Origin of the sequence: Microbacterium ureisolvens, assembly GCF_019511645.1 — a bacterium.
Classification (GTDB): domain Bacteria; phylum Actinomycetota; class Actinomycetes; order Actinomycetales; family Microbacteriaceae; genus Microbacterium; species Microbacterium ureisolvens_A.
This window is the reverse complement of sequence record NZ_JAEUAX010000006.1, coordinates 281,814-305,674: the sequence shown is the minus strand read 5'-3', so window position 1 is coordinate 305,674 and position 23,861 is coordinate 281,814. Positions and strand designations below refer to the sequence as shown.

The 23,861-nt window shown below is 71.0% G+C and carries 18 protein-coding genes; 11 read left to right on the top strand and 7 right to left on the bottom strand.

Translation table 11 applies throughout. The features are described 5' to 3' along the window. Positions 1–72: 72 nt before the first annotated feature. The 4 genes from JNB61_RS13265 (at position 73) to JNB61_RS13250 (ending at position 4,213) form a co-directional block, all read left to right on the top strand. Complete coding sequence (locus JNB61_RS13265; protein WP_220339927.1) at positions 73–1,461, top strand: glycosyltransferase; 1,389 nt, start codon at positions 73–75, stop codon at positions 1,459–1,461. 207 nt (positions 1,462–1,668) lie between these two features. Continuing rightward, positions 1,669–2,511, top strand: a complete 843-nt coding sequence (locus tag JNB61_RS13260; RefSeq protein ID WP_159846493.1) for an alpha/beta fold hydrolase — start codon at positions 1,669–1,671, stop codon at positions 2,509–2,511. Positions 2,512–2,589: 78 nt separating this feature from the next. Next, complete coding sequence (locus tag JNB61_RS13255) at positions 2,590–3,168, top strand: TetR/AcrR family transcriptional regulator (protein WP_220339926.1); 579 nt, start codon at positions 2,590–2,592, stop codon at positions 3,166–3,168. Between the two features lie 37 nt (positions 3,169–3,205). Continuing rightward, a complete protein-coding gene (locus tag JNB61_RS13250; protein ID WP_220339925.1) occupies positions 3,206–4,213 on the top strand; it encodes a helix-turn-helix domain-containing protein in 1,008 nt (335 codons plus the stop codon). Between the two features lie 21 nt (positions 4,214–4,234). On the opposite strand, the gene JNB61_RS13245 is transcribed toward JNB61_RS13250, so the two are convergent. After that, positions 4,235–7,927 (bottom strand): S8 family peptidase, encoded by a 3,693-nt coding sequence (locus JNB61_RS13245; protein ID WP_220339924.1) that lies wholly within the window; start codon positions 7,925–7,927, stop codon positions 4,235–4,237. A gap of 168 nt (positions 7,928–8,095) precedes the next feature. On the opposite strand from JNB61_RS13245, the gene JNB61_RS13240 reads away from it, so the two are divergent. Both JNB61_RS13240 and JNB61_RS13235 read left to right on the top strand, forming a co-directional pair. Continuing rightward, the gene (locus tag JNB61_RS13240) at positions 8,096–8,725 is read left to right on the top strand and encodes a ClpP family protease (RefSeq protein WP_220339923.1); all 630 of its coding nucleotides are present in this window, start codon (positions 8,096–8,098) and stop codon (positions 8,723–8,725) included. After that, on the top strand, positions 8,722–9,348 hold the full coding sequence (locus JNB61_RS13235; protein ID WP_220288337.1) for a ClpP family protease: 627 nt from the start codon (positions 8,722–8,724) through the stop codon (positions 9,346–9,348). Before JNB61_RS13240 ends, JNB61_RS13235 begins: the two co-directional genes overlap by 4 nt. Here the strand turns inward: JNB61_RS13235 and ligD are convergent. Next, positions 9,297–10,544, bottom strand: coding sequence for a non-homologous end-joining DNA ligase (ligD, locus tag JNB61_RS13230; protein WP_220288338.1), 1,248 nt, complete (start codon positions 10,542–10,544; stop codon positions 9,297–9,299). The genes JNB61_RS13235 and ligD overlap by 52 nt on opposite strands. A gap of 52 nt (positions 10,545–10,596) precedes the next feature. Then, complete coding sequence (locus JNB61_RS13225; protein ID WP_220339922.1) at positions 10,597–10,935, bottom strand: helix-turn-helix domain-containing protein; 339 nt, start codon at positions 10,933–10,935, stop codon at positions 10,597–10,599. A 262-nt stretch (positions 10,936–11,197) separates the two neighbouring features. Between JNB61_RS13225 and JNB61_RS20305 the strand changes: the two genes are divergently transcribed. Further along, positions 11,198–14,320: a S8 family peptidase gene (locus JNB61_RS20305; protein ID WP_275952229.1), complete on the top strand. Its 3,123-nt coding sequence runs from the start codon at positions 11,198–11,200 to the stop codon at positions 14,318–14,320. A gap of 105 nt (positions 14,321–14,425) precedes the next feature. On the opposite strand, the gene JNB61_RS13215 is transcribed toward JNB61_RS20305, so the two are convergent. Next, positions 14,426–14,854 carry a hypothetical protein gene (locus tag JNB61_RS13215; protein WP_220339921.1) on the bottom strand — a complete coding sequence of 143 codons (429 nt, stop codon included), beginning with the start codon at positions 14,852–14,854 and terminating at the stop codon, positions 14,426–14,428. A gap of 97 nt (positions 14,855–14,951) precedes the next feature. Continuing rightward, positions 14,952–15,875, bottom strand: coding sequence for a Bax inhibitor-1/YccA family protein (locus JNB61_RS13210; RefSeq protein WP_220288482.1), 924 nt, complete (start codon positions 15,873–15,875; stop codon positions 14,952–14,954). A 156-nt stretch (positions 15,876–16,031) separates the two neighbouring features. Between JNB61_RS13210 and JNB61_RS13205 the strand changes: the two genes are divergently transcribed. From JNB61_RS13205 to JNB61_RS13190, 4 genes are all read left to right on the top strand, one after another. Then, positions 16,032–17,042, top strand: a complete 1,011-nt coding sequence (locus tag JNB61_RS13205; protein ID WP_220339920.1) for a glycerophosphodiester phosphodiesterase family protein — start codon at positions 16,032–16,034, stop codon at positions 17,040–17,042. A gap of 125 nt (positions 17,043–17,167) precedes the next feature. Next, entirely contained in the window at positions 17,168–18,196 is a 1,029-nt protein-coding gene (locus tag JNB61_RS13200; RefSeq protein ID WP_220339949.1) for an ABC transporter ATP-binding protein, read from the top strand. Beyond that, positions 18,193–19,290 (top strand): ABC transporter permease, encoded by a 1,098-nt coding sequence (locus tag JNB61_RS13195; protein ID WP_220339919.1) that lies wholly within the window; start codon positions 18,193–18,195, stop codon positions 19,288–19,290. Before JNB61_RS13200 ends, JNB61_RS13195 begins: the two co-directional genes overlap by 4 nt. A 149-nt stretch (positions 19,291–19,439) precedes the next feature. Continuing rightward, positions 19,440–20,663: a glycoside hydrolase family 26 protein gene (locus JNB61_RS13190; protein WP_220339918.1), complete on the top strand. Its 1,224-nt coding sequence runs from the start codon at positions 19,440–19,442 to the stop codon at positions 20,661–20,663. 4 nt (positions 20,664–20,667) lie between these two features. On the opposite strand, the gene opgC is transcribed toward JNB61_RS13190, so the two are convergent. Both opgC and JNB61_RS13180 read right to left on the bottom strand, forming a co-directional pair. Continuing rightward, positions 20,668–23,109, bottom strand: coding sequence for an OpgC domain-containing protein (opgC, locus tag JNB61_RS13185; RefSeq protein ID WP_220339917.1), 2,442 nt, complete (start codon positions 23,107–23,109; stop codon positions 20,668–20,670). A 117-nt stretch (positions 23,110–23,226) separates the two neighbouring features. Next, on the bottom strand, positions 23,227–23,802 hold the full coding sequence (locus JNB61_RS13180) for an NADPH-dependent F420 reductase (protein ID WP_220339916.1): 576 nt from the start codon (positions 23,800–23,802) through the stop codon (positions 23,227–23,229). Between the last annotated feature and the right edge of the window lie 59 nt (positions 23,803–23,861).

Genomic DNA, 23,861 nt, shown 5'->3' with positions numbered 1-23,861 from the left:
TGTGACGGATGCCTCGGACCTCGCCGGTTCGGGGCATCCGGCGTTCCGGGGGTCGTGCGCAAGGATGGACGGGTGACTGACCCCGCGGACACGCTGCCCGACGCCGACTACGTGGTTCTCGCCAGCCGCGTCGCTCTCGGGCTCGACGGCGGGTTCGCTGTCGCGGTGCCGGCGCGGCTGCGTCTGCTCGAGGCGGCCGGCGCTTCCCGGCCGCTCCTCTTGAGCGTCGACGGTCAGACGCCTGAGGCGCACGCGGCGCAACGGCGGGCGTTCGTCGATGCCGGCCACCTTCCCGACGCCGCGCGCATGCGCAATCTCTTCGACGACCTCCTGGACCGAGGGGAGTGGCTCGAGCGCGTCGGCGAACCCGGGGGCCGCACGCCCGGCATCTCTTACCGGACGATCACAAATGCCGCGTCCCGGCCGATCGTCTCGCTTCCCGTGTTCGAGAACGACCCCGAGTGGCACCTGCGGGATGCGGCCGTCGTCGTGCACGCGGAGAACGGCGATCGGGTGCTCCGGGGCTTCCGCGGGCTCTACATCGCGTGGCTGGAGGCGATCGCCGGCGAGCGCCGGGCGGCCGTGGGCGACCCCGAGCGGCTGTTCGTGGTGGTGTGCGAGTCGCGGCAGATCGGCGAGGCGCTGGTGGGATGGAGCGCTCCAGGGGTGCGGCTCGTGCACACGGTTCACAACTCGCACCTGCCCGCGCCGCACGACGATCCGGGCGCCCCCGTCGCCGGGATGTGGGAGCGCTGGCTCCGGACCCTCGGCGCATATGACGCGGTGCTCTGGCCGACCGCGGCGCAGCGCGACGAGGTGGCGGCCCGGTTCGGCGACCCCGGCACGTTCCACGTCGTGCCGAACACGATCGAGCTCGGCGCAGAACCCCCGAATGCGGCATCCCGTGATCCGCACCTGGTGGTGATGCTCAACCGGCTCGCGCCGCAGAAGCGTGTCGACCTCGCGATCCGCGCGTGGCCGCGCGTGATCCAGGCGGTGCCCGACGCCCGGCTCGACGTGTACGGCGACGGCCCGCTGCGCGACGAGCTGCAGGAGCTGATCGACGAGCTCGGGGTGGCGGCATCCGTCACGCTCCACGGAGCCACCGCCGACCGCGACGACATCTTCGATCGTGCCGCGCTGTTCGTCACCTCAACAGCCTTCGAGGGCCAGGGGCTGTCGATCGCCGAGGCGCTCGCCCGTGGGCTGCCCGTGGTCTCGACCGACGCCCGTTACGGACCGCGGGAAGCCGTCGGCGATGCCGGTGTGCTCGTGCCGCCGGGCGATGTCGACGCCCTCTCGGGCGCCGTGGTCGAACTGCTGCGCGACGACCGGCGTCGCGCCGAGCTCGCCTCGCATGCCCGCCGGGTCGCGGCGGCGTTCACGCCCGAGGCGCTGCGGCCTGCGTTCGTGGCGGCTCTCGCGTCGGCGATCGAGAAGCCGTCGCGTCGCGCCGGCTGACCCGCCGGATCGCGCAGACCCTCGCCGGAACGCGGCGGCCCCCGCCGGATCGCGGCGAGGCCCGCTGGATCGCGGGCGATCCCGCCGGCCTCTCGTTAAGGCGCGTTTCATCGCGCTGGTCACCGCGACTTGTGCGGAGAACGCACGTTCCCCTATGCTCGAGCTATCGGAGAACGCGCGTTCTCCCCGAATAGAGAGTGGGACATCATGGGCTCCATCACCGTCGGCGCCGAGAACTCGACCACCGTCGAGCTGCACTACAGCGACCAGGGGGCCGGGCAGCCGGTCGTGCTCATCCACGGCTACCCGCTCGACGGCGACAGCTGGGAGAAGCAGACCCGCGTGCTGCTCGCCGCCGGCTACCGCGTCATCACCTACGATCGCCGCGGGTTCGGCGGGTCGACGAAGGTCGGCACCGGCTACGACTACGACACCTTCGCCGCCGACCTCAACACGCTCCTCGAAACCCTCGATCTGCGTGACGTCATCCTCGTCGGGTTCTCGATGGGCACCGGCGAACTCGCCCGCTACACGCGCACCTTCGGCACCGAGCGGGTCGCGAAGCTCGCGTTCCTGGCGTCCCTCGAGCCGTTCCTCGTCGAGCGTGACGACAACGAGGGTGCGGTGCCGCAGGCGGTCTTCGACGGCATCATCGACGCCGCCCGCAGCGACCGATACGCGTGGTTCACGCAGTTCTACAAGGACTTCTACAACCTCGACGAGAACCTCGGATCGCGGATCACGGAGGAGGTCGTGCGCGCCAACTGGATCACCGCGGTGGGCAGCGCGCCGGTCGCGGCATACGCGGTCGTCGACGCCTGGATCGAAGACTTCCGCCCCGACGTCGCCGCCGTCCGTGAGGCGGGCCTGCCCACGCTGATCCTCCACGGGACGGCCGACAACATCCTGCCGATCGACGTGACGGGCCGTCGCTTCCACGAGGCGGTTCCTGCCGCCGAGTACGTCGAGATCGAGGGTGCGCCGCACGGCCTGCTGTGGACGCACGCCGACGAGGTGAACGCCGCGCTCCTCGCGTTCGTCCAGGCTTGAGCTGAGCGGTCGCGCGAAACGGGGCGGAGAACTCTGGTTCTCCGCCCCGTAGCATGAGGATGGAAACGAGGTGCCCACATGACGGATGAACAGGTGCGTGCGCAGATCGTCGAGGCAGCGGACCGGCTGTTCTACGGTCAGGGCATCGGCAGCGTCGGAATGGACGTGGTACGAGACGCGGCCGGGGTGTCCCTCAAAACGATCTACCGCCAGTTCCCCTCGAAGGAACAACTGGTACTGGGTGTTCTGGAGCATCGTCACGACATGTGGACGCGCGGCATCGACAGCGCGGTGGCGCGTGCCGACACGCCCCGCGATCGCCTCCTCGCGGTGTACGACCACCTGGCCGCGTGGTTCGAGGAAGACGACTTCCGCGGCTGTGGCTTCATCAACGCGTTCGGCGAACTCGGCGCGACGAGCCCTGCGGTCGCCGAGGCCGTGCGTGCGCACAAGCTCTCCTTCGAGGTCTACGTCGATCGCCTCGTCGCCGACGCCGGTGCGCCCGCCGCTCTCGGCCCGCAGCTGGCGATCCTCGCCGAAGGAGCGCAGACGACTGCGGCGATCCTCGGCTCACCAGATTCTGCGACTGTCGCGCGCGCCGCCGCGGAGACCCTGATCGACGCGGCGTTCGCGAAGCCCACGGGGTCCGCCGCATAGCCGGCGCCAGGAGAGATCAGCGAACCCGGAGGAGCCGATGCAGGAGTCGCTGCTGGAACCCGTCGAGGAGAACGCGTACCGCATGCTCGTCGGCCTCGCCGGTGCGCGGGTCGAGCAGCTGGCCGAAGTCGCCGGGCTCGCGCCGGGCGTCGCCGGCGACGTGCTGCTGCGGCTCGAGGCCAAGGGCCTCGTCGTGCGCCAGGGCAACGACCCGGTCTTCCGGCCGCAGCCGCCCGACGTCGCGCTCGGCACGGCGCTGCTGCGGCGCCAGGAGTCGCTCGAGGGTGACCGCCAGCTGGTGGCAGCGCTCAGCGAGGAGTTCCGCGCCGTCGCCCGGCGTCGCGACGCCGACCACGTCGTGGAGGTCGTGATCGGCGCCGGCGCGCTCCGCGAGCGGCTGCGAGACCTGCAGCAGGGCGCTCGCGAGGAGATCCTCTGGTTCTGCCGCGCGAACCCGCTCGCCATGCAGGGCGCCGACAACACCGAGGAGCGCGACGCGCTCGCCCGCGGCGTTCGCTACCGCGCGATCTACGAGCGGGCGCTGCTGGAAGGACCGGGCGAGCTCGACAGCGTGCGCGAAGGCATCTCGTGGGGCGAGGAGGCCCGCGTCGCCCCGGTGCTCCCGGTGCGGCTCGCGATCGTCGACCGGCGCACCGCCATCTGCCCGCTCACCCACGACCGGGAGCGCGAGCTCGGACAGCCGAGCGCCGCGATCATCGGCGGCGGCCAGTTGCTCGACGCCCTCATCGACCTCTTCGAGGGGCATTGGGACCGCGCCAGTCCGCTGCCGGTCTCGGGGCTGCTCGACGAGCCGGAGGGCGGGGACGACCCGGGGCGACGGAGCGCCCCGGGCGATGGCATCGGCGACGCTGAGCGCCTGCTGCTGTCTCTCGTGGTCGCCGGCCTTCCCGACAAGTCGATCGCGAGCCAGCTGGGCATCAGCCGGCGCACCGTCCAGCGGCGCCTGGACCGGCTGATGTCCCTCGCCGGGGTCGACACCCGCACCGCGCTCGCCTATCAGGCGGCGCGGCGCGGGTGGCTCTGACCGCCCCGCTTCGACCCCGGCTCAGCGCCGCGCGTAGGCGCGCACCACCTCCTGCGTCAGCGAGGCCGAGCCGTCGGTAGCCGTCACCCGCAGCGTGACGGGCGCGGTGCCCGCCGGGACCTGAGCCGAGAACCCCTTCTTGCCGTCCTCGACCTGCAGCGCCCTCCACGTCGCCCCGTCGTCGAACGACACCTCGGCGGTCAGAGTCGCGCCCGAGAGCACCTTCCCGCCCTGGTCGGTGACCTGCAGGCCGATCCGGTGGGCGCGCTTCGTGGCGTGCCCCTCGTCGTCGGTCGGTACGTCGTAGGCGACTTGCAGCAGCGGCAGCTCGGTGGTCGTGCCCTCAGCCGGACGCGCGGACGGGAACGTCCACGCCGTCGACGAGCGGACGGCCCGCTCCCACTCGGGGTCTTCACGCGAGACGTCGAGCTCGACCCGGTACGTGCCCGCCCCGGCGGGGACGTCGACGCCCTGCCGGGCGTGCGGGAGCTCGGCGAGCAGCTCGCCGTCGCGGTACACCCGGGCGGCCGAGACGACATCGCCGACCGTGACGTGGCCTTCGGCGTCGAGGAGGTCGGCCACCCGCAGGGCGAGACGATCCCCGGTCCGCGTCGAAGGCGCACCCGCGACCGCTCCCGGACGCACCACCGGATCGAACCAGCGCTCGGCCGAGCGTCCGGCGTCGTAGCTGCGCACCGGGCCCGTCATACCGCCCGAGACGCGGCCGAACCAGTTCTGCCACGTGTGCAGCACCTGGTGCTGCCAAAGCGAGTCGCCGGCCGAGACCCACTCCTCACGCACGTGACCGGTGGCCACGGTGCGCTGCTGGTCGTTCCAGGCGTACTCCATCCAGGGGCGCCATCCGAAGCGCTGTTCCCGCGCGAACGGCAGGCCGCCGCTTTCGACGTAAGTCGTCGTCACGCGGTGGCTGTTCCTCTCCGTCACCGTGTGGTGGACGACATCCGGGATCTCGCCGGGCGACACCTGGATCACGTCGTAGAGGTACGGGCTGATCCGGCTCGCCTCGACGGTCACCTGCTGCGGGCCGGGCTGCTGAGCGTGGCGGATGAGCGCGGCGCCGTCTTCAGCCGTGACGACGATCGCGGGGATCGGTGTCGTCTCCGCGCCCGGTTCGAACACCGTGAAGATGCTGTTCGCCGTCGGCCGAACGAGGATCACCGCCTTCGCGCCGGCCTCGGCGGCCGCCCGCACCTGGTCGCCTTCGAGCCCCTGGTCCGGGGCGTCCACGATCGCCACCCTGCCGCCCACGCCCTCGAGGTCCGCCGCGCCCGGGGCGACGAGCTCCGCGCGCAATGGCTTCGGCAGCACAGCGGAGTCGCCGAGGAGCGCCGTCTGCGGCTGCAGCTGGGTGCCGGGCACCGTCACGATCGCCGAGGGCCGCACCAGCTGCCAGCGCGACGCGAACTCGAACCCGCCCTCGCGCACCGGGTCGGTGGGCGTGACCCACGGCATCGTGCGCGAGAACGACATGACGCCGTGCTGGATGTCGCGGCCGTTGGGGAAGGTGCGGTGCGTGTACCAGCTGATCACGGACTCCTGCTCCGACGGCTCGGGCGTCGTGATCGTGACGGGCACGACCTTGCGGGCGTCCAGCACGACCTCCATGTCGGAGGTGACCTCGATGTCGGGCAGGATGATCGTGCCCGTGCGCTCGGCCTGCGCGTTCGTGTAGTCCTCGATGATCGCCTGCGCGATGTACGTGCCCTCCTCCACCTCTACGGTGCCGTCCTCCGCGATCTCGAGATAGCCGAGATACTCGGTGCCCGGCTGGTCGCCGATGAGCGAGAGTGACGGCACGAATGTGGCGCCGCCGTCGAAGCCGATCGCGCGAATCGTGACGGTGTGGCTGGGAGCTCGGCGCACGGCGCCGATGGCGGTGCGGACCAGGATGCCGTCGGCTCCGGTCGCGGTGAGCGCACCGCTCCACCGCCCACGGTCGAGGCCCGACGGATCCAGGGTCACCACGACATCTGCCGTGCCCTGCGCGGGCACGGTGACCTGGGCCGGCGCCAAGAACGCGGTGGTGCCGGCGCCGTTGTCGTCGAGGTTCTCCGCCTCGATCGCGAGGTCGAGCGTCACCTCTTCGGCGCCCTCGTTGCGGAACGTCACGGTGCGCTCCTGCGCCTGGCTCTCGTCATCGGTCACGACCGTGAAGTCCGCGATTCCGGTGGCGGTGACCTGCTGGGCGACAGCGCGGGCGACGTCGACGCGACCGCCGCCCTGCGCGTACACACCGAGGCCGGGGTTCGGGTTCGCCGTGCTGATCAGCGCATCCTTGAGCCGCTGACCGGTCCAGTCCGGGTTCTGCTGCGCGAGGAGTGCGGCGGCACCGGCGACATGCGGCGTCGCCATCGAGGTGCCGCTGGCCGCCGTGTACAGCGCGTCGACGGGCGAGCCCATCGACGTGCCGGCGGCGCGTGCGGCGATGATTCCGACCCCGGGGGCGCTGATCTCGGGCTTGAGGGCGCCGTCGATCGTGCGCGGCCCGCGGCTGGAGAACTCCGCCAGCGCGTCGTCGCGGTCGACCGCGGCGACCGACAGCGCGGAGTCCGCCGTGCTGGGCGTCGAGACGGCGCCGTCCATGCCGTCGTTGCCCGCCGCCACGACGAAGAGCGCGTCGGTCTGTGCCGAGAGCGCGTCCAGCGCCAGGCTCAGCGGGTCGGTGCCGTCGGTAGGACCGCCGCCGAGGCTCATATTGACGATGTCGGCGTTCTCTGCCGCCCACTCCATGCCCGCGATGATCCACGAGTCGTACCCTGAGCCGGTGTCGTCGAGCACCTTGCCGATGATGAGGTCGGCTTCGGGCGCGACGCCCGGCCGGGTGCCCTCCGCACCCGCACCCGTGCCCGCGATCGTGGCCGCGACGTGGGTGCCGTGGCCGACGCGGTCGGCCGCGCCCGACTCGCTGCCGGTGAAGTCGACGACCTCGTCGAGCTGACCGGTCAGGTCGGGGTGCTCGGCGTCCACGCCGGTGTCGAGCACCGCGACCGTGACGCCGGCGCCGCGGTAGCCGGCATCCCACGCCTCCGGGGCGCCGATCTGCGGCACGCTCCGGTCGAGCGAAGCGCTCGCGCGACCGTCGAGCCAGACCCGCTGGATGCCGCCCGCCATGCGCTGCTCGGCGCTCTTGCTCGGCGCCTCGGCGATCGTGGTGCCCGGGGTGAGGGAATCCCAGACGGCGCCGAGCTCGTCGGCGTCGGCGGACAGGGCCGCGCCGTCGATGCTGGGGAGCGCGCGGACCTGCTCGGCACCGGCCACCTCCATCGACGCGGCGCGCGTGCCCGGCGACCACGAGACGATGAGCGGGAGCGCGTCGAGGTCGGCGTAGCCGTCGTCGAGCAGGGTGCTCACCTCGAACAGCCGCTCGTCGACGAGGCCGGAGGCGATGAACGGCACCGCGTCGCTCGGCAGCACCTTCAGCACGCCGTCGACCTGGAGGGTCTGGAAGGTGACCCGCTCGCGGCCGGGGCCGGGCGTCACGGTGGCGGCGTAGCGCCCGTCGCCGGTGTCGGTGATCTCGACGCGGTCACCGGTGATCAGCGTGAGGGCTCGCGTCTCACCGACCGGCGAGGTCAGGATGGGGGCAGGGGGCTCCGCGCCGGAGGCGGCGGGAGCGACGAGTCCGGCGACCAGTGCGGTCGCGGAGGCGATGGCCATGACGGCCGCGATCCGAGTGCGATGTGGGGGACGCATGGGTCCGAGTCTGATGCGCCGGCGCCACGAGCGACCCCGCGCGACCTGCCCAGAGTGCGACATGGCGCATCCGCGCCATGGCCTGACAGCGCGGTCTATCCGCCCTCGGCAGAGCCGCCAGGAGCGGAACCCGATGCCTCGACCCGCGGGCCGGCGCAGGCTGAGGGCATGGCAGAAGAAGGCAAGATCCCCCAGTTCGGGGCCGAAGCGCGGCGCGAGCTGTTCCACCAGCGCGTGCTCGTGCTCGACGGCCCGCTCGACGACGACAACGGCACCCTGATCGCGACGCAGCTGCTGGCACTGGCGGCGGAGGACGAGGCGTCCGACATCGCGCTCTGGATCCACTCGCCCGGTGGCTCTGTTCCCTCGATGCTCGCGATCCGCGACGTCATGACCCTCATCCCCAACGATGTCGCGACCCTCGCCCTCGGCCTCGCGTGCAGCGCCGGGCAGTTCCTGCTCTCGGCGGGCGCCCGGGGCAAGCGCCGCGCGCTGCCGCACGCGCGGATCCTGATGCACCAAGGCTCAGCGGGCATCGGCGGCTCGGCCGTGGACGTCGAAGTGCAGGCCGACGACCTGCGCCACATGCGCGACACGGTGCTCGGCCTCATCGCCCGCGACACCGGGCAGAGCGTCGAGCGCATCTTCGAGGACTCGCTGCACGACCGCTGGTACACCGCCGCGGAAGCCCGCGACTACGGGTTCATCGACGGGATCGTCGATTCGTTCGCGCAGGTGGTTCCCCGGCGGCGACGCCCGGCGGGGCTCGGACTCGGACCGGCGGAGGTGGCGGCATGAGCTCGTACACGATCCCCAACGTCGTGGCGCAGCATCCGCGCGGCGACCGCATCATGGACGTCTACTCGCACCTGCTCGCCGAGCGGGTCGTGTACCTCGGCACGGGCATCGACGCCGGCGTCGCGAACGCCCTCATCGCGCAGCTGCTGCACCTCGACGCCGACAGTCCGGAGCGCGACATCCAGCTCTACATCAACTGCGAGGGCGGCGACCCGTCGGCGATGCTCGCGGTGTACGACACGATGCAGCACGTGCGGCCTGACGTCGCCACGACCGTCGTCGGGCAGGCGATCGGCGTCGGTGCGGTGATGCTCGCCGCGGGCGCGGCCGGAAAGCGGTCCGTGCTGCCGCACGCGCGCATCGTGCTGCACCAGCCGGCGGGCCAGGGGAGGGGCGCCATCCCCGACCTGATCCTCCAGGCTGACGAACTGGTGCGGGTGCGCGGCGAAGTGGAGGAGATCCTCGCGAGGCATACGGGACAGGATGCTGCGAAGCTGCGGGCCGACACGGACCGCGACCGCGTATTCACCGCTGCCGACGCCGTCGCCTATGGCCTCGCGGATGCCGTGCTCTACCGCCCTGGCGGTGCCCCGGGCCAGGTCTTCCCCTCCCACGGGTCGTAGTCGACGAGGAGCTCTTGCTGCGGCGGACGCTCGGACTCGGGGACGTGCTGCAGGTTGACGCGCACGCGATACCAGAGCGAGCTGGATCCGCGCATCCCGTCGATGAGCACGTCGGCGGGATGCAGCTGCGCCACGACGGACGCGTGACTGCTCTTCCACTCCTCGAGGGCGTCGAGCGCTTCGGGCTTGGTCTTGGTGCGGGCGATCTCGATGAGGGGCATCGTCGACTGGCGGCGCCCCGACCCGTCGCCGCCCCGCGGCGGCTTCTCGGCCGGCCCGAGTTCCTCGGCGAGACGGAGCAGCCCGTCGAGCGTGCCGACCGCGTCATCGATACCGGCGTGCGGGTCGCCGACCTCGGCGTACCTCGCGGGTACGGTGAGTACGGTGAACTCCGCGGGTCGCCGATCGCGCACCTCGGCCCAGTCGAGCGGGGCGGACACGCGCGCGTCGGGAAGCGGTCGGATGGAGTAGGCGGACGCCACGGTGCGGTCCTTGGCGTTCTGGTTGAAGTCGACGAACACGCTCTCGCCGCGCTCCTCCTTCCACCAGCGTGCGGTCGCGAGCCCGGGTGCGCGGTTCTCGACCTCGCGGGCGAGGGTCTCGGCGGCGAGGCGCACCTGCTTGTAGTCCCACTCGGGCGCGATGCGCACCAGGATGTGCATCCCGCGCGAGCCGCTCGTCTTCGGCCAGCCCACGAGTCCGACCTCGTCGAGCACATCGCGGGCGACGAAGGCGACGTCGACGATCTGCGACCAGTCCACGCCCGGCATCGGGTCGAGGTCGATGCGGAGCTCGTCGGGGTGGTCGAGGTCTTCGGCGCGGACAGGATGAGGGTTCAGGTCGAGGCAGCCGAGGTTGACGACCCAGGCCAGGCCCGCAGCATCCCGGATCACCGCCTCTTCGGCAGACGTTCCGCGTGCGTACTGCAGCGTCGCGGTGTCGATGAAGTCGGGGTGGTTCTCGGGAACGCGCTTCTGGAAGAACGGCTCCTGGTCGATGCCCTTCGGGAAGCGCTTGAGCACCATCGGGCGGCCGCCTGCGCCCCGGAGCGCGCCGTCGGCCACGGCGAGGTAGTACCGCACGACGTCGAGCTTCGTGATCCCCGCTTCGGGGAACACGATCTTGGCCGGGCTCGAGATTCGCACCTCGTTCCCGCCGATGTCGAGGATCTCGGCTTCGGACTTCGCGGGAGTCACTCGGCCAGGCTAGCGACGGCCCGAGACATCGACCAGGGGCACGACCGGCCGGTCACGCGGCGAGGGCGTAGGAGGCGCGGCATCCGACGACCGCCCGCTCGGTCGCGCGCGAACGGAGGTCGTCGACCACACCCGCCGTCAGTTCGATCAGCGTCACCTCGAGCGCACCGGCGACCGCGGCGATCATCTCGCTGGACGGCTCCTTGAGTCCCCGTTCGATCTCGGAGAGATACTGGGGCGAGACACCGGCACGGTCGGCGGTGTCGGCGAGGCGCTCGCCGCGTTCATGGCGCAGGTTGCGCAGGCGCTCGCCCAGCGCATCGCGCCAGAGCGGCTCGGGCTCACGAGCGGGGCGCGCGGCCTTCGCCGGCAGCGGGATGATCTCGGCCATGCGCTCACGATAAGACGCCAGGGCGTGCGAAGCCGAGGCCGTTCCGCTCTGAGCAGAACCGCGACGGACAACGCTCGCCGGCTGCGCACGGTGGGCGGAGCGCCTCGACGGAAGTGCGTGATGCGCAGAACGCCGTGGCTCCGGGGTGCCTTGTTGAGCGGTCTGCTCAACCTGGGAGATCTCTGTTGATGTTTTGAGAGTTCGCGCATAGCGTGCGGCGTACCCCTCGCGGTTTTCGTGAACGAGAAAGCAGGCTCCCCCTTTGTTCCGACGTTCCCTGGCCGTCGTCAGCGCGCTCGCGCTCGCGATCGGCACTCCCACCGCGGCGATGGCCGCCACCCCTGACGACGAGCCGTCGTCGCGATTCGAGAAATCGGACACCAAGGGCCCGGTCGGCACGACCGTGCGGCCCCTGAGCGTCGGCGCCGACGGTCGGGTGACCGTCATCGTCGAAATGGCCGGCGATCCGGTCGCCGTGGCTCAAGCCAAGAAGGGCAGCGACCTGACGGCGGCCGAGCGCAGCGCCATCAAGAGTTCGCTGAAGAAGAATCAGGACGCCATCGCCGGCACGATCAAGGCGAAGGACGGCCGGATCGAAGCGACGATGCAGTCCGCCTACAACGGCATCCAGCTGAACATCCCCGCAGACCAGGTCGACGCCGTCGCGGCCCTCCCCAACGTCGTCGCGGTCCACGCGGTGAAGACCTACACGCTCGACAATGCGGTGTCGGTCCCCTTCCTCGGTGTGCCGCAGGTGTGGCAGAACACGGGGTACACCGGTGAGAACATCAAGGTGGCGGTGATCGACACCGGCATCGACTACACCCACGCGAACTTCGGCGGCATCGGCACGCCCGAGGCCTACGCGGCGGCCAACGCGGCCGAGACGCAGCCGGCCGACCCGGCGCAGTTCGGCCCGAACGCCCCGCGCATCAAGGGCGGCTGGGACTTCGTCGGCGACTCGTACAACGCCGACCCCGGCGCAGGGGACGACTACCAGCCGGTCCCGATGCCCGACGCCAACCCCCTCGACTGCAACGGGCACGGCAGCCACGTCGCCGGCACTGCGGCGGGCAGCGGCGTCACCGCCGACGGCGAGACCTACGCGGGCCCGTACGACGAGTCCACGGCGTCCGCCGAGTGGACCATCGGACCCGGTGTCGCGCCGCAGGCAGACCTCTATGCACTCCGCGTCTTCGGCTGCGGCGGTTCGACCGACGTGGTCGTGCCGGCCATCGACTGGGCGGTCGACAACGGCATGGACGTCATCAACATGTCGCTCGGCTCGCCCTTCGGCCGCGGCGACGACCCCGACGAGGTGGCCGCGGCGAACGCCATCGGCGCCGGTGTCGTCGTCGTGAAGTCCGCGGGCAACGAGGGCCCGAGCCCGTACCTCGCCGGCAACGGTGACGGGGTGGTCTCGGTGGCGGCCGTCGACAGCACGGAGACGTTCCCCGGTGCCCTCATCACCGTCGACGGTGTCGCGGTGCCCGCCATCAACGCGAACGGGGCGGTCCTCACGGGGCTTCCCGCGATGACCGTGGTGCGTCTCACCGACAACCCCGCCACCCCGGAGGAGAACGAGGCGCTCGGCTGCTCGGTCGCGGCCTACAACTACGCCGGGGTCACGGTAGGCGGCAACCAGCTCGCCGTTTCGACCCGCGGCGTCTGCGCGCGCGTCGCGAAGGCGATCTTCGCGCAGCAGGCGGGCGCGGCGGCGGCCGTCATGATCAACACGACGAACGACTACCCGCCGTTCGAGGGCGAGATCACCGAGAACCCTGACACCGGCGACGATTACACGGTCACCATCCCGTTCCTCGGCGTTCGCATGTCGGACGGGCCGAAGCTCGTCGACGACGCGGAGGCGACTGTGGCGCCGGCGCCGCTCGAGAACCCGGGCTTCCGGGGGTACGCCTCGTTCAGCTCGAGCGGTCCCCGCAGCGGCGACAGCGCGCTCGGAGTGGACGTCGCGGCACCGGGCGTCTCGATCGTCTCGACCGGCGTCGGCACCGGCAACGGTCCGGCGACCATCTCGGGAACGTCCATGGCCGCGCCGCATGTGGCGGGTGTCGCGGCTCTCGCCGTCGAAGCACACCCCGCCTGGTCGGCCGCGGAGGTCTCGTCGGTGCTGGTCTCGACCGCCGACCCCGAGAAGGTCGTGGGCCAGAACCTCGTCCGCGGCGGCGTGGGTCTGGTCGACGCGGCGCAGGCCGTCGCCGAGCAGGTGACGGCGACGGGCGACTCGTTCCGCACCGAGGACGGCAAGCTCCGTGAGACGGCGCTCAGCTTCGGGTTCCAGGAGACCGCCAAGACCTTCCAGGGCAAGAAGACCGTGACGGTGACGAACTACGGCAGTGAACCGGTGACCTACAGCGTGGGCGTCGAGGCGTCAGCCCAGTCGGAGTCCGCGACCGTCACGGCGAGCCCTGGCCAGGTCACTGTGCAACCGGGCGGTTCCGAAAAGGTCGCCGTCAACCTCAGCGCCCCGGCCACTGCCGTGGGAAGCTCGGGCGTCGGCGGGTTCGCCTTCTACGAGTTCTCCGGCGACGTGGTGCTCACGTCGGCGGCCGGAACTCTGCGGGTGCCGTACCTGCTGGTGCCGCGCTCCACGACCGCCGTCTCGGCAGTGGGCGACCTCAAGGTCACGAAGAAGAACACGCCGGTCGACGGTGACGTCGCGGTCACGCTGAAGAACAACCAGGGCGCCTTCGCGGGCCAGGCGGACTTCTACACGTGGGGCCTGGAAGACGCGAAGGACGCGCCGAAGTCGTTCACCGACACCGGTTACGACCTGCGGGCCGCGGGCGTGCAGTCGTTCGACATCGGCGACGGCGAGCAGCTCCTCGTCTTCGCGGTCAACACCCACAGCCGGTGGTCGAACGCGGCAGCCAACGAGTTCGATGTGGTCATCGACACGAACGGCGACGGCGAGCCCGACTGGATCGTGTTCTCCGCCGACGGCGGCCTGGTGACCGCGGGTGATGCGAACGGCATCTCGCAGGTGTTCGAGTACGAGGTGGCCACGGGCGAGGTGTTCGCCGCGGGCTTCAACGCGGTGGCGCCCACCGACAGCAGCACCATCCTGCTTCCGGTGGTCGCGAGCGACCTCGGCATCAGCGAGGGCGGGTTCGAATACACCGTCCAGAGCTTCTCGTCGGTCAACGACGGCTCGGACGCGATCGATGCCCTGGCGAGCTACGACCCGTGGGCCCCCGCGCTCGGAAACGGCCAGTTCGAGTCGGTTCCGGTCGGCGGCACGATCGACGTTCCCGTCACCGTGAACGGGGCGGCGTTCTCGGCGCAGAAGCCGCTCGGTGTGATGGTCGTCGTGCAGGACAACGCGGCGGGCGCCGACGAGGCGCTCCTGGTCAAGGCCAAGTAAGCCGCACGACGCGAGGTGGCGTCCCGTCGCAGGGCGGGGCGCCACCTCGTTGCGTGAAATGAGAAACGGATGCTGCCGCCCAGGGCGGCAGCATCCGTTTCCGTATCAGCGGGTGCAGAGTTTCGGGGTGTTCGTGGTGCCGAACCGGTAGTCGTAGATGGTGCCGTCGACCTCGACGACGATGCGCATGCCGTCGACGAGCGCCTGTGTGTAGGAGACGCCGGGCGACGGGCAGCCGAGTGCGCCGTTGTTCCACGTGACGGCGTGCGCCGAGACGAGCTCGGGCGTGCCGGTGACCCCGCGCTCGGCAAGGTCGGCGACGATGGCGTCCCAGCGCGCGGGCGGCACGGCGACCGGCTCGCCCGTCGGTGCGATCGGGCTGCGCGGGGTCGTCTCGAAGGGTGTGCGCGTCGGCGTCGGCTGCGCGGGCGTCGGGGAAAACGGCGTGGGCTCGGTCACGGGGCCTCCTGAGCAGGCGGTCAGGGCGACGAGCAGCACCGCGACCGCACCGAAGGCCATACGACGTGGAGACATGCCGCTCCTCGAATCGCCTTCAGCCTAAGCGCGGTGCGCACAGAACAGAACGGCCGCCCGGAGAACCGGGCGGCCGTTCGAAGCGGAGCGCGGGGCGTCAGTTGTTGCCGCGCGCGATCGCGAGGATGCGGAGGATCTCGAGGTACAGCCAGACGACCGTCACCATGATGCCGAACGCGCCGAGCCAGCCGAACTGGCGGGGAGCGCCGTTGCGCACGCCCTGCTGGATCTGGTCGAAGTCGAGCACCAGCGAGTACGCCGCCATGATGACGACGAAGACGCCGATGAGCACACCCCACGGGATGCCGAAGAGCGGGCTCTGCTCGCTCAGCAGGCCGAACGCGCCGCCCGCGATCGGGACGTTGAAGATCATCAGGAAGATGTTCACCAGCGAGAACACCAGGTAGCCGATCATCGCGATCATGAAGACCTTGGTGGCGCGCTTCGAGGCGCGGATCTTGCCGCTGGCGAACAGGGCGAGCGTCACGCCCACGACGGCGAGCGTGGCGAGCGTGGCCTGCACGACGATGCCGGGCCAGAGGAACTCGAAGAACGCCGAGATGGCGCCGACGAAGAGGCCCTCGAAAGCGGCGTAGGCGAAGATGAGCGCCGGGCGGATCTTCTTGCGCGACGTGAAGATGACGACCATCGCCAGCACGAAACCGCCGAGCGCGCCGATCATCCAGGGGAGGATCGAGGGCTGGGGGTTCACGGCGCTGACGCCGGCCATCGTCCACACCCAGCCGACGGCCGCGGTGATGAGGAGCACCGCGAACAGGCCGACGGTCTTCCAGATGGTGTCTTCGTACGACATGCGGCCGGTCTCGACGGCACCCGCGGACGGTGCCGCGTACATGCCCTCGAGCTGCGCCTGGGCCGCAGCATCCGTCCCGGCGTGCTGCGCCGCCTGGAACTGCGACTGTCCGCCCAGGTTCGCCGCCTGGGGACCTCCGGGGTAGGTCTGCACGGCCTTCGGGTCCTGGAAGGCCGGGTTGTTGAACGCGGGGTTGTTGAGGGCCACTGCTCTCACACTCCAATGTCAAGGGAATCCCAGCACGATGCTGTTGATCAACACTAGCCGACGGGGGATTCGACGGCACCGACGAGTGCTGTGAGTGGACTATGAACGGATGCTGCGTCCCCCGCTTTCGCGGACGCCCGTCGTTACGCTGAAACGGTGCCCCACCGACATCCCCTCGTGATCGGACACCGCGGTGCCCCCGGGTACCGCCCCGAGCACTCGCGCTCGTCGTATGCCCTCGCGTTCGAGATGGGCGTGGACGCCGTCGAACCCGACGTCGTCGTGTCGAAGGACGGCGTGCTCGTCGTGCGGCACGAGAACGAGATCTCGGGGACCACGGACGTCGCCGACCGTCCGGAGTTCGCCGACCGGCGCACGACGAAGTACGTCGACGGGGCCGAGCTGACCGGGTGGTTCACGGAGGACTTCACGTGGGACGAGCTGGCGACGCTGCGGTGTCGCGAGCGGATCTCGGACGTGCGGCCCACGAGCGCGAGCTTCGACGACGAGCAGCCCGTGCTGCGCCTGCGCGACGTGCTCGACGCGGCGCGGGACGCCTCGCTCGAGTTCGGCCGCGAGATCGGCGTCGTGCTGGAGATCAAGCACGCGACCTACTTCGCATCGATCGGGTGGGACGTCGCCGCGCTCGTCGACGCCGAGCTGCGCGAGGCGGGCTGGGCGGCGGGCGCGCTGCCGCTCACCATCGAGTCGTTCGAGTCGACCGTGCTGTACGCGCTTCAGGAACGCGGCATCCGAGGGTCTTATGTGTATCTGCTCGAGGACGCCGGGCGCCCGTTCGACCTCTTCAGCGCGCACGGCAAGGCCTCGCTGACGTACCGGCAGACCGCCGCGCCTGCGGGGCTCGACGCGCTCGTCGGGCGCGTCGACGGGATCAGCGTCGACAAGCGCACCATCCTCCGCCCCGACCGCCTCGGGCGCACCGCCGGCCCCTCGCGGGTCGTCGCCGACGCGCACGACCGCGGCCTGCGCGTGTTCACGTGGACGTGCCGCCCCGAGAACCGGTTCCTCATCGGCCAGTTCCGTACGCGCGGCGGCCCCGGGGCGTTCGGCGACTGGGAAGCCGAGTGGGCGGTGATCCGGGACGCCGGCGTCGACGGCGTCTTCGTCGACCACCCCGACCTCGGCGTCGCATTCTTCCATTCCTGAGCCCGGGGCGGGCTTCGGTTGGCGCAGCACGCGGCATCGCCCGAGGTATCCCGCGCGTGTTGACACTCGAAGTCTCTTCAAGGCCGGGCAAGTCGACGTCGGGTCGCTAGGGTGGGCCCGTGAGCATGCCGAGTACGGCCCCTCCGGCCACCGGAATCCCCGCCGAGCCCGGCATCGTCGTCCAGGGCGTGCGGCGCTCGTTCGGCGAGGTGCACGCGGTCCGCAACGTGACGCTTCGGGCGCACGCCGGCCGGGTCACCGGTCTCGTCGGGCCGAACGGCTCGGGCAAGACGACCCTGCTCCTGATGCTCGCATCGCTCCTGGCTCCCGACGCCGGCGCGATCCGCATCGACGGCGTCGACCCCGTGTCCGACCCGCAGGCCGCCCGTGCGCTGCTCGGCTGGATGCCCGACGCCCTCGGCGCCTGGAACGCGCTCAGCTCACGCGAGACGCTGGCGGTGACGGCGAGGCTGTACGGGATGCCGCGGGACGAGGCATCCGTCCGCGCCGACGCCCTCCTCGCCGAAGTCGGGCTGGTCGATCTCGCCGATGCGCCCGCCCGCGTGCTGTCGCGGGGGCAGAAGCAGCGTCTCGGACTCGCGCGCGCCCTCGTGCACGACCCGCGGGTGCTGCTGCTCGACGAGCCGGCGTCGGGTCTCGACCCTCAGGCGCGCATCGACCTGCGCGTGCTGCTGCGGCGGTTCGCCGCCGAGGGGCGCACCGTGCTCGTGTCGAGCCACATCCTCTCGGAGCTCGAGGAGGTCGTCGACGACGCGGTCTTCCTCATGGCCGGCGTGACCGTCGACCCGGCCCGGGTCGAGGCGGCGTCGCGCCGCGCGCGGCCGTGGCGGGTGCGGATCGCCGGGGCCGAGGCATCCGTCGCCCTCGAAGGGGTGGCGGGCGCCCTTAGGGTCCCCGTGGAGAGCCTGGGCGTCGACCGTCGTGACGTGGTGGTGTCGTTCGAATCGGAGGATGCCGCGGCCGCGGCGCTCCGCGACCTCGTCGGTGCCGGGCTCGAGGTGGTGGAGTTCGCGGCGGCGCAGGGCGCGCTCGAGCGCACGTTCCTCGACCTCGGCGACGGGCGGCCGCCGCAGACGTCACCGCCCGGCGAACCGCCGGCGCCGGGCGAGGATGAGAGCGGGGCGACGGCGTGAACGGTCAGCGACTGGGAACCATCGTCGGCCTCGAACTGACCCAGCGCACCAGAAGCATCGCCTGGTATGTGCTGATCGGCGTCTTCGCGGTGCTGCTCGCGATCGTCACCGGCCTGTCGTTCCTCGCGTGGGGCTCGGCGTTCCAGCCGGGCGGGGCGATCTACTCCACGATCGTGTACATCACGCTCCTGCTCGTGGTGCTCGTGTCGCCCACGTTGAGCGGCAACGCGATCAACGGCGACCGGGATGCCGCGACCCTCGCGCCCGTGCAGGTCACACTGGCGACGACGCTCGAGATCCTGATCGGCAAGTTCCTCGCCGCCTGGATCACCGGCCTCGCCTTCGTCGCGGTGGCCCTCCCGTTCCTCGTGCTCGCGACACTCGGGGGCGGGGGAGCGCCGGCGACCATCACGGTGTCGCTGCTCGTGCTCGTGTTCGAGGTCGGCATCATCTCGGCGATCGGCGTCGCGCTGAGCGGCATCCTGTCGCGACCGCTGTTCTCGGTCGCCACGACCTACCTGGTGGTCGCGGCACTCGTCGTCGGCACCCTGATCGCGTTCGCGCTCGTGGGCATGACCATGCGTTCCGAGGTGACGAACCACTACCGCTCGATCGAGTACGACCAGTACTCCGGTGACAGCTTCCCGTGCATGCCCGGCGAGACCCCCAGCGACGAGTATCCGTGCGACGACGACATCGAGGTGCGGTGCGGACAGTGGCAGACGTCGACCTACGACCAGCCGCGGTTCGACCGAGTGTGGTGGCTGCTCGCGGCGAACCCGTTCGTGATCCTCGCCGACGCGACGCCGACGCAGTACGACGAGTACGGAAACCCGAACGACCTCTTCGGCCAGATCAAGTTCGGCGTTCGCTCGGCTCAGCAGCCGCCCGAGCTCGAGCAGCGGTGGGACGACTGCGCCCCTCGGCTGGAGGAGGAGCGAGCCACCCCCGCGGAGATCATCGACCGCTCGACGCCGAGCTGGTTCGTCGGCATGACGCTGCAGCTGCTGCTCGCCGTGGGCCTGATGTGGTGGGCGTGGGCACGCACGCGCACCCCCGCGGGGCGCTTGCCGTCGGGGACGCGCATCGCCTGACGCCCGGATCCTCAGCATCGGCTCAGACCTTGGCCGCGCGGCCTTCTGATGAAGCCCTCGTCTTGGCCCGCGAGTACCCTCGTCCACACGCGGCCCGGGGGATCGTCCCCGTGAATCTGGGGGGGATGCACCGCGAGGAGGGGACTCCGATGTCTCGTATCCGTAGGGCCGGAGCGGCAGTGGCCGTGGCCTTCGGTCTCCTGATGGGGGTGATCGCCGTGCCCACGCCCGCGAGTGCGGCGACCGGTACGCTCGCGCTCTCGCCCAGCGCGGGACCTGTCGGCACCAGCGTGACCGTGACCGGGGCCGGATTCGGCAGAAAGCGCCCCGGAACGGTGATGGCGGGTACCGCGACCGCCGCCTTCACCACCACCGCGTCCGGGACGTTCAGGGCCACCGTGATCATCCCGGCGACCACCGCGCCGGCGCTCGCGGTGACAGCGACCACGGTCGACGCGGCGGCGACGGCGTGGTTCGCGGTGAGCCAGCAGGCACCCGCCGCCCCGACGATCAGCAGCGCGCGGCTGCGGTTCGGCGTCACGACACCGGGTGGGGCGACCGCCGACGCCGAGCTGGACGCCGTCGCCCGGTTGGCGGGCGAGAACCCCGGTCTCGTGCTCTCGTACCACGACTTCGCTCAGTCGCCGCCGATCGCAGGACTCGACAGCGTCGCGGCGCGGGGCGCGACCAGCATCCTGACCTGGGAGCCGTGGCGGTGGGGAGGTGGCGCGACGCAGGCGTCGTACTCCAACGCGCAGGTGATCGCGGGTGCGTACGACACGTACCTGCAGCAGTGGGGTGCGTCGCTCGCCGCCTGGGGCAAGCCCGTCTACGTGCGCTACGCCCACGAGATGAACGGGAACTGGTATCCCTGGAGCGACGGCGTCAACGGGAACGCCTCCGGCTCATACGCGGCGGCTTGGCGCCACGTGCACGAGGTCGTGACCGCTGCAGGAGCCACGAACGTGCAGTGGGTGTGGAGCCCGAACGTGCCGTATGCCGGCTCGACGCCGCTCGCGTCGGTCTACCCGGGGTCGGCATACGTCGACGCGGTCGCCCTCGACGGCTACAACTGGGGCACCTCGCAGCCGTGGAGCAGCTGGGTGACACCGCAAGCGCTGTTCGCAGACGGACTCGCCCAGCTGCGAGCGATGGCACCGGGAAAGCCGATCATCGTCGCCGAGACCGCGTCGGCGGAGGCGGGTGGATCGAAAGCGACCTGGAACGCCGACCTCGTCGCCCACCTGGCGGCCCAGCCCGATGTGACGGGACTGGTCTGGTTCCACCACGACAAGGAGGTGGACTGGAGGATCGACAGCACGCCGGGCTCGGCATCCGCTCTCGCCTCCGCCCTCGCCGCCCGGCGCGCCTGAGCCGTCAGCGGGGGATGATGCGGAACAGGAAGCGCTTCTTCACCATCACCCACATCAGGCCGAGCATCACGACGTAGGCGATGGTGTTCACGAGCAGGTTGCCTTCGTGGAGGAACGGGATGTTCGCCACGATGAGCACGAACACCAGCTGCATGATGAAGACATAGAGCGTGGTCTGCCCGAGCGGGATGAAGAACCAGCCCACCGCTCGGTTGATCGGCTTCCAGAGCACGCTGAACAAGGCGTAGATCGTGATGGTGACAAGCAGCGCGTTGAGCACGCGGCCGGGGTCGAGGTACGTCCGCTCGAACCACGCCGAGTACACGCCGGAGAAGGTGTTCTGCGGGACGACCCCGAGCCGCACGTCCAGCGGGCTGGACAGATACGGGTTGTTCCACGAGAACAGGGCCAGCCCCACCGTCGCCAGCACGCAGACCGCGAGGGCGGCGCGGCCCCACCGCGTGGTGAACCAGCCGACGATCGCGCTCCGGTGGTAGCCGGCCACCATCCCGGTCACGAAGAGCGCCTGCCACGACAGCAGCGGGAACGAGTCCTCGAACTGCGACGGCAGCAGCCGCAGCTGAAGGAACGATTGGATGCTGTACACCGCCCAGCTCGCGACCAGCACGACGATCCACCAGCCTCGCGACAGCCCCCACAGGATGAGCGGCGAGACGACCAGCATCACGACGTAGAAGCCGAGCACGTTGACCTGCCACGGGCCCATCCGCAGCAGAAGGATGTCGGCGAAGACGCTCGCGTCCACGGGGTACTCGAAGAGCCGGCCGAATCCGGCGTACAGGTCGTAGACGCGGCCCGTCGCCTCACCGCCCGCGGCACCGGTGCCCTCGTCCACGAAGGTCGTGGCCGGCGTCGCGTTCAGGAAGGGCAGAAGGCTCAGAAGTCCCACGACGATCACGACGCCCAGGGCCGCCACGTAGACCTTCCCCGCGCGGCGCTCGATCAGCGATGTCGTCTCGGCCATGCCGTCCCGCTCGATCTTCGGGCGGTAGACCATGCCGAGGACCACGCCGGACAGCAGCACGAACAACTCGGCGCCCGACACGATGCCGATCGTCTCCTGTGAGAGGTTCTGGAACAGTGACACCATGCCGAGGTGATTGACGAGGACGAACACGATCGCGATGCCGCGCAGCAGGTCGATGCGCAGGTCCCGGCGAGCAGGTCCGTCGTACGCGAGCCCACTGCGGGGACCCTTGGTGAAGCCCCACACCAGCAACGCGATCGTTCCCGCGAAGATCGCCGCGACGACGATCCACCCGGCGACGCCTCCGATGGTGGCGCCGGTCGCGGCGCTCGCGGATCGCTGCCCCGAGGGCGCATACAGCGGGCCGAACACGAGACCGCCGGCCTCAGCATCCGTCACGAATTCCTCGACCAGCTCGGGCGACGAGCTGATGCTCCACTCGATCGGGGCCCGACCCACCACGCCCCGCGTCGAGGACGCATCACGCCACACGACCGCGTCGAGAGCGGGAACGTCCTCGACGGCGGCGATGACCTGCCGCCACCACGCCTGCTTGAGCTCGAGCTCCCCAGCACCGCCGGCGCCGGGGCTGAAGAAGGCGGCGGTCTCGAGCATGAGGGGGCGATCCGGCGAAGCGAAGCGGTCGACGAACGCCAGGTCGCCGTCTCCCTCGAGCTGAGCGGTGAGCGCATCGGGCTGCGGTACGGCGTTGACCGCCGACTCGCCCCCGGTCGGGTCGTGGTAGGCCTGAAGCCCGACCCAATCGACGTACCGATCGCCGGGGTAGTAGGGGCCGTAGGGATCGTCCCCGGCGGAGACGCCGCCGTCGGCGTCGGTGTCGAGCTCGTCGGCCGCGGGCTCCGCGCCGAAGGGGTATCCGGCGCCTGAGGTCGGCGACCACACCATCGCCGCACCGGGGAGCCCCGTGTGCACGGCGTCGGCGAGCACGCAGAAGGCGGCGATGTACGCGCTCGGCTGCTGGCCCCACGAGACCCAGGGGGCGTTCATGCCCGGTCCGAACCGCACGTACAGCGGCACGTCGGCGTCGACGCGGGCGTGCGCGATGGCCTCGACGATCTCGTCGGCGTCAGTCTCGTCGAAGTCGGCGAGCCCCTCCTCGGGCGCGATCGTGACGGCGGGGAGCGCGCCGACCTCCTCCGCCTGTGCGACGAACTGATCGAGGTAGCCGCGCTCGGTCGCCGAGAGGGGGAGAGGTGTCACGTGCTCGAGGACGGCGGGCGTGCGCCCCAGGCGCTCGGCCTCCAGTGCGGCGGTGTCGACGCTCCAGTCGATCGTCGTGCCGAAGTAGGCACCGGACGCCGGGCTGAGGGGGACGCCCGCCGAGGCCGAAGGTGAGGGGCCTGCCACGGCGGCGGAGGCGGGAGCGGCGAGCAGACCGGCCACGACTGCGGCGGCCGTGGCCGTCCGGAGGGCGACCGCGCGGAGACCGTCGAGCATCGGGCGGTGGTCCTTTCGAGGAGGGCGTTTCCGGACGATGACGATGGCTTCGGGCTGCCTGGTCCCGATCGTAACGAAGGAAACGCCCGCCCCGATGCAGCGACGGGCGCGGAGGACTCAGCGCACGAGTGCGAGGCCGCCGGTCCAGCCGATCTGCTCGCCGACCGCCAGGGTCAGCTGCAGGAAGCCGATCGACTCGAGCTCGTGAGCGCGGGCGAGGGAGCCCGCGTCGACGGCCTCGAGTCCGCCGGCGGTGATCGCAGCGATGAGGCCGGCCTTCGCGTCGGCGTCGTCGCCCGCGACGAGCACGGTGGTCGTGGCGTCGCCCTCGCGGCCGCTCACGAGCGTCGCGGCGAAGTTGGTGTTGAAGGCCTTGAGCACCTTCGACTCAGGAAGGGCCGACTGCAGCTCCGCGGCCGCCGAGCTGCCGGCGGGCACGACGAGCGCGTCGAACGTCGAGAAGTCCAGCGGGTTCGTGATGTCGACGACCGTCTTGCCGGCGAGCTGCGCACCGTATGCGGCGGCGATCTGGGCGAGCGCCGGGTACGGCACGGCCAGCACGACGATGTCGCCGGTCACGGTGGTGTCGGTGTCGGCGCTGCCGATGTGCTGGATGTCGGCACCGCCGCGGGCGAGCACGCCGCCGATGGCCTGGCCCATGCTGCCGTTTCCGAAGATCGTGATCGTGGTCATGGCTGTTCTCCAATCAGGCGAGTTGCTTGTAGCTTCAAGCATTCGTCTGGGATCAACTC

What these genes read in the sequence shown, in the direction of transcription:
- opgC (WP_220339917.1), bottom strand. Translation starts at nt 23,109, where the DNA reads ATGCTCGACGGTCTCCGCGCGGTCGCCCTCCGGACGGCCACGGCCGCC.
- JNB61_RS13245 (WP_220339924.1), bottom strand. Translation starts at nt 7,927, where the DNA reads ATGCGTCCCCCACATCGCACTCGGATCGCGGCCGTCATGGCCATCGCC.
- JNB61_RS13180 (WP_220339916.1), bottom strand. Translation starts at nt 23,802, where the DNA reads ATGACCACGATCACGATCTTCGGAAACGGCAGCATGGGCCAGGCCATC.
- JNB61_RS13255 (WP_220339926.1), top strand. Translation starts at nt 2,590, where the DNA reads ATGACGGATGAACAGGTGCGTGCGCAGATCGTCGAGGCAGCGGACCGG.
- JNB61_RS13215 (WP_220339921.1), bottom strand. Translation starts at nt 14,854, where the DNA reads ATGTCTCCACGTCGTATGGCCTTCGGTGCGGTCGCGGTGCTGCTCGTC.
- JNB61_RS13225 (WP_220339922.1), bottom strand. Translation starts at nt 10,935, where the DNA reads ATGGCCGAGATCATCCCGCTGCCGGCGAAGGCCGCGCGCCCCGCTCGT.
- JNB61_RS13250 (WP_220339925.1), top strand. Translation starts at nt 3,206, where the DNA reads ATGCAGGAGTCGCTGCTGGAACCCGTCGAGGAGAACGCGTACCGCATG.
- JNB61_RS13190 (WP_220339918.1), top strand. Translation starts at nt 19,440, where the DNA reads ATGTCTCGTATCCGTAGGGCCGGAGCGGCAGTGGCCGTGGCCTTCGGT.
- JNB61_RS13240 (WP_220339923.1), top strand. Translation starts at nt 8,096, where the DNA reads ATGGCAGAAGAAGGCAAGATCCCCCAGTTCGGGGCCGAAGCGCGGCGC.
- JNB61_RS13260 (WP_159846493.1), top strand. Translation starts at nt 1,669, where the DNA reads ATGGGCTCCATCACCGTCGGCGCCGAGAACTCGACCACCGTCGAGCTG.
- JNB61_RS13235 (WP_220288337.1), top strand. Translation starts at nt 8,722, where the DNA reads ATGAGCTCGTACACGATCCCCAACGTCGTGGCGCAGCATCCGCGCGGC.
- JNB61_RS13200 (WP_220339949.1), top strand. Translation starts at nt 17,168, where the DNA reads ATGCCGAGTACGGCCCCTCCGGCCACCGGAATCCCCGCCGAGCCCGGC.